The sequence below is a fragment of the Micromonospora sp. NPDC048935 genome, assembly GCF_043197875.1.
GTDB lineage: Bacteria > Actinomycetota > Actinomycetes > Mycobacteriales > Micromonosporaceae > Micromonospora.
Window position 1 is genome coordinate 12226 of sequence record NZ_JBICTZ010000013.1, and the last position, 5343, is coordinate 17568.

Below are 5343 nucleotides of genomic sequence, written 5' to 3' on the forward strand. Positions count from 1 at the left end.
CGGTGCTCCACCTACGTCCGACCGGACGGACCACCCGGCTGGTGATCCGCAGCCGGGGCGGCCGAGTCTCGCTGCGGGTGCACCTGCGCGCGCTTATCGCTGGCACCGCGCTGCTGCTCACGGCGCTGGGCGTCGCGCTCGTCAACCTCTCCAGCGGCGACTTCCCGATCCCCGTGCCCGACGTGCTGCGCAGCCTCGCCGGCCAGGGCGACCCGGGCACCGACTTCATCGTGCAGGAGCTGCGGCTGCCCCGCGTGCTGCTCACGCTGCTGGTCGGCACGGCCCTCGGCGCGAGCGGCACGATCTTCCAGGGGCTGACCCGCAACCCCCTGGGCAGCCCCGACTTCGTCGGCCTGACGGTGGGCGCGGCGACCGGCGCGCTGATCGTCCTGCTGCTGCTCAACGGCACCGGCTTCCAGGTCGCGGCCGGTGCGGTCGTCGGCTGCCTGGCCACCTCGGTCGCCATCTACCTGCTCGCGTTCCGCCGTGGGGTGCAGCCGTTCCGGCTGGTGCTGATGGGCGTCGGAGTGGCCGCGCTGCTCGACTCGTTCAACTCGTTCCTGATCTACCGCAGCCGACTGGACGAGGCGATCGCCGCCCAGGTCTGGTTGATCGGCAGCGTCAACGGCCCAGGATGGACCCAGGTGACACTCGTCGCCGTGGCCGTCGCGGTGCTGCTGCCGGTCGCGCTCTACCACGGCCGGCACCTCGACATGTTGGCCCTGGGCGACGAGTCCGCGATGCTGCACGGCGTACCCGTCGAACGCAGCCGGGTGGTGCTCGCGCTGACCGGCGTCGGGCTCGCGGCCGGTGCCACCGCCGCGGCCGGGCCGATCGCGTTCGTCGCCCTCGCCGCGCCACCGTTGGCCGCTCGACTGACCCGCTCACCGAACGCCGGGATCCTGCCGGCCGCGTTGATGGGCGCCGCCCTGTTGACGGCGAGCGACTGGGTGGCCCAGCGCCTCCTGCCCGACGACGACGTCCCGGTCGGTCTCGTCACCGCCGCCCTGGGCGGCATCTACCTGACCTGGTTGCTCTTTCACGAGCGACGTAACGGCGGACAAGGAGCACAGCGATGACCGAGTCGCGGCTGCGGGCCGACGCGCTGACCCTGGCGTACGACCGGAGGGTGGTCGTCCGGGACCTCGACGTCCAGATCACCGACGGGTCGTTCACCGTCATCGTCGGCCCCAACGCCTGCGGCAAGTCGACACTGCTGCGGTCCCTGGCCCGGGTGCTCAAGCCCCAGTCCGGTGCCGTCTACCTGGATGGTCAGACCATCGCGTCGCAGCCGTCCAAGCAGGTGGCCCGGCAGCTCGGCATGCTGCCGCAGTCGTCGGTGGCACCCGGCGGGATCGTGGTGGAGGAGTTGGTCGCCCGGGGCCGCTTCGCCCACCAGCGCCTGCTGCGGCAGTGGTCGCCGCAGGACGAGGCGGCGGTCGCCGACGCGATGCGCCAGACCGAGGTGACCGAGCTGGCCGACCGGTTCGTCGACGAACTCTCCGGTGGGCAGCGTCAGCGGGTCTGGCTGGCGATGGCGCTGGCCCAGCAGACGCCGATCCTGCTGCTCGACGAACCGACCACGTTCCTCGACCTGTCGCACCAGTTCGAGGTGCTGGACCTCTGCGCCGACCTGCACGAGCAGGGCCGGACGGTGGTCGCCGTCCTGCACGACCTCAACCACGCCTGCCGGTACGCCACCGAGCTGATCGTGATGCGGGAGGGCCGGGTCCTCGCCCAGGGCCCGCCCGCCGAGGTGATGACGGCGGAGCTGGTGGAGACGGTCTTCGCGATGCCGTGCCGGGTGATGACCGACCCGGAGACGGACACCCCGATGGTGGTCCCGGCCGGGCGGCAGCGGCGTCGACTGGCCCGCGCCGGCGTCGTCGCGGCGGTCGACCGGGTGCCCGCGTGACCGGCGGGCGCAGCCTGCTCACCGACACGCTCGGCAGGCAGCGGCGGCTCATCTCGCTGAGCACGCTCCTGATCACCGGCCACCAGGCCGGCGAGGCCGCGGTGCCGTTCCTGATCGGCGTGATCATCGACCGGGCGGTGGACGGCGGCGTCGGCAGCCTGGCCCTCTGGCTGGGTGTGCTGGCCGCCGTCTACGTCGGCCTGAGCTACAGCTACCGCTACGGCGAGCGTACCGGTGAACGTGCCGCCGAACAGGCGGCGCACGACCTGCGGCTACGGGTGACCCGGCGGGTGTTGCACGAGCGCGGCGGCGCGGAGGCCGACCGGCTGCCCGGGGCCCTGGTGTCCATCGCGACAAGCGACGCGGCCCGGGTCGGCGCGGTCGCCATCGCCGTCGTCTCCGGCGTGGCCGCGGTCGTCGGCCTGATCCTCGCGGCGGTCCTGCTGCTGTCCATCTCCCTGCCACTCGGGCTGGTGGTGCTCCTGGGCACCCCGCCGCTGCTGCTGCTCACCCGCCTGTTCGGCAAGCCGTTGGAGGAGCGCAGCGAAACGGAGCAGGAGCACAGCGCGCACGCGTCCGGCATCGCCGCCGACCTGGTCAGCGGCCTGCGCGTGGTCAAGGGCCTGCGGGCCGAGACGGCGGCGGTCGACAGGTACGCGCAGCGCAGCCGCAGCGCGCTGGCGGCGACCGTACGAGCGGCGCGCGCCGAGGCCGCGTACCAGGGGCTGGTGCTCACGCTCAGCGGGACGTTCCTGGCGGTCATCGCGGTCATCGGCGGAATCCTCGCGCTGCACGGCCAGATCAGCGTCGGTCAGCTCATCTCCTCGCTCGGCCTGGCGCAGTTCCTGGTCGGTCCGATGTCCACGTTCGGCTGGGTGGGTGCCGACCTCGCGCAGGGCCGCGCGTCCGCCCGCCGCGTCGCCGCCGTCCTGGACGCGCCAGTCGCGGTGCCCGACGGCACGGCGAACCCGATCACGCCGGCCCGGGGTGGGCTCGCGCTGCGCGGGGTGCACAGCCCGTCGCTGCGCGGAATCGACCTGGAGATCGCCCCCGGCGAGGTGGTCGGGATCGTGGCCACCGACCCGGCCGTGGCGGCCGAGTTGGTGCGGCTGCTCGGGCGGGTCCGTGACCCGGTCGCCGGGGTGATCGAACTGGACGGCGTGCCGCTCGCCGACCTCGCGCCGGACGACCTGCGGGCCGTGGTGCTGGCCGTCGACCATCAGACCGACCTGTTCGACGACACCGTCCGCGCCGCCGTCTCGCTCGCCGGGCGGGCCGTCCCGGCAAGCGTCGACGCCGCGGTGACCGCTGCGGACGCCGACGAGGTGGCCCGCGGCCTGCCCGACGGGCTGGACACGGTGCTCGACGATCGGGCCCGTTCGCTCTCCGGCGGGCAGCGGCAGCGCATCGCGCTCGCCCGGGCACTTGCCGGTGAACCGCCGGTGCTCGTCGTGCACGACCCGACCACCGCCGTCGACGCGGCGACCGAGTCCCGTATCGCCGGGCGACTGCGGGCGATGCGGGACGGACGAACCACGATCCTGATCACCGCCAGCCCGGCGTTGCTCGCGGTGACCGACCGGGTGATCGTCGTGCACGACGGCACGGTCCGCACCGTCGGCGCGCACGGCGACCTGGTCGCCGAGGACGACACCTACCGGGAGACCGTGCTCGCATGACCACCGACTCGACGACGTTGCTGCCGATCGCGACCGGACGGTGCACCCTGGCCCAGTTGCGGGCGCTTGTGCGTCCGCAGCGGTCCCGACTGGCCGGGGCGCTCGCCCTGCTGGTCGCCGGCACCGCGGCCGGGCTGGTGGGCCCGCCGCTGCTGGGGCGCATCGTCGACCTGGCCACCGGCGGGGGCAGCACCGGTGACGTCATTCTCACCGGCGCGGGGCTGGTGGCCGGCGCGGTCGTCGAGGCGGCGTTGGCCGGGTTCGGTTTCGCCCTGCTCGCGCAGGTCGGTGAGGGTGTGCTGGCCCGACTTCGGGAACGGTTCGTCTCCTCGGCGCTGCACCTTCCACTGGAGCAGGTCGAGCGTGCCGGGACCGGTGACCTCACCTCCCGGGTCACCAACGACGTCGCCGTGATCGCCGAGGCGGCCCGCAGCGCGGTCCCCGAGTTCACCCGCGCCCTGCTGACCATCGTGCTCACCCTGGCCGGGATGGCCGTGCTCGACTGGCGTTTCCTGGTCGCGGCGCTGATCGCGGTGCCGGTGCAGGCGCACACGGTGCGCTGGTACGCCCGCCGCGCCGTCCCGCTCTACGCCCGGCAGCGGGTCGCCGTCGCCGCGCAGCAGCACCACCTGCTCGCGACGATCGACGGCGCGTCGACAATTCGCGCGTTCCGGATCGCCGACGAGCACCGGGAGCGGGTCGCCACCAAGTCCCAACAGGCGGTGGACCTGCTGCTGCGGGGCGTCGCGTTGCAGACCCGGTTCTACGCCCGGCTGCACGTCGCCGAGTTCCTCGGGCTCGCCGCCGTCCTCGGCACCGGCTTCTTCCTCGTCCGCGGGGACGCGGTGAGCATCGGCACGGCGACCGCGGCGGCGCTGTATTTTCACGGCCTGTTCGGCCCGATCAACGTGGCCCTCGCCCTCGTCGACGACGCCCAGGCCGCCGCCTCGGGACTGGACCGGCTGGTCGGGGTCGCCGACCTGACCCCGCCGGTACGGCAACGGGCCCGCCCCGGCGACGGCCCGGACGCGGTGGTGGTCCGCGGGCTGGACTTCGCGTACCGGCCGGACCGGCAGGTGTTGCACGACGTCGACCTGACCATCGCCCGCGGCGAGCGGGTCGCCCTGGTCGGCAGCAGCGGTGCCGGCAAGACCACTCTCGCCAAGGTGATCGCCGGGGTGCACCAACCCGGCGGCGGGAGCGTCGCGGTGCCGGCCGGCGAGGTCGCACTGATCACCCAGGAGGTGCACGTCTTCGCCGGGCCCCTCGTCGACGACCTGCGGCTGGCCCGCCCGGACGCCACCGACGACGAGGTGAGCGCCGCGCTGGACCGGGTGCAGGCGTTGGGCTGGGTGCGGCAACTGCCCGACGGCCTGCACACCGAGGTCGGTGCGGGCGGGCACGTCCTCACCGCGGCGCAGGCCCAGCAGTTGGCGTTCGCCCGGCTGATCCTGGCCGATCCGCCGGTGGCGATCCTGGACGAGGCCACCGCGGAGGCCGGGAGCGCCGGAGCACGCCTGCTCGAACGGGTGGCGACCGCCGCCCTGGCGGGGCGTACCGCGCTGATCGTGGCGCACCGACTCACCCAGGCGGTGACCGCGGACCGGGTCGTGGTGATGGACGCCGGACGCATCGTCGAGGCCGGCACCCACCGCGAGCTGATCGAGCGGGACGGCCCGTACGCCACGCTGTGGCGGGCCTGGTCGGACCAGCGCGCTCGGCACTGAGCGCGCTGGTCCGGGCCGCCGG

At 74.1% G+C, this 5343-nt stretch carries 4 protein-coding genes; all 4 read left to right on the top strand.

Annotated elements, in window-relative coordinates; translation table 11 throughout:
• The first annotated feature begins 2 nt into the window (after positions 1-2).
• Genes ACGFIW_RS28700 through ACGFIW_RS28715 form a run of 4 tightly spaced genes read left to right on the top strand, consistent with a single transcriptional unit; the run spans position 3 to position 5321 of the window.
• On the top strand, positions 3-1079 hold the full coding sequence (locus ACGFIW_RS28700; RefSeq protein WP_393322121.1) for a FecCD family ABC transporter permease: 1077 nt from the start codon (positions 3-5) through the stop codon (positions 1077-1079).
• Complete coding sequence (locus ACGFIW_RS28705) at positions 1076-1915, top strand: ABC transporter ATP-binding protein (RefSeq protein WP_393322125.1); 840 nt, start codon at positions 1076-1078, stop codon at positions 1913-1915. Before ACGFIW_RS28700 ends, ACGFIW_RS28705 begins: the two co-directional genes overlap by 4 nt.
• Positions 1912-3594, top strand: coding sequence for an ABC transporter ATP-binding protein (locus ACGFIW_RS28710; RefSeq protein WP_393322127.1), 1683 nt, complete (start codon positions 1912-1914; stop codon positions 3592-3594). Before ACGFIW_RS28705 ends, ACGFIW_RS28710 begins: the two co-directional genes overlap by 4 nt.
• Positions 3591-5321: an ABC transporter ATP-binding protein gene (locus ACGFIW_RS28715; protein WP_393322130.1), complete on the top strand. Its 1731-nt coding sequence runs from the start codon at positions 3591-3593 to the stop codon at positions 5319-5321. The genes ACGFIW_RS28710 and ACGFIW_RS28715 overlap by 4 nt, the downstream gene beginning before the upstream one ends.
• Positions 5322-5343 lie beyond the last annotated feature (22 nt).

Coding starts and splice junctions, on each gene's coding strand:
- ACGFIW_RS28715 (WP_393322130.1), top strand. CDS start 3,591: ATGACCACCGACTCGACGACGTTGCTGCCGATCGCGACCGGACGGTGC.
- ACGFIW_RS28705 (WP_393322125.1), top strand. CDS start 1,076: ATGACCGAGTCGCGGCTGCGGGCCGACGCGCTGACCCTGGCGTACGAC.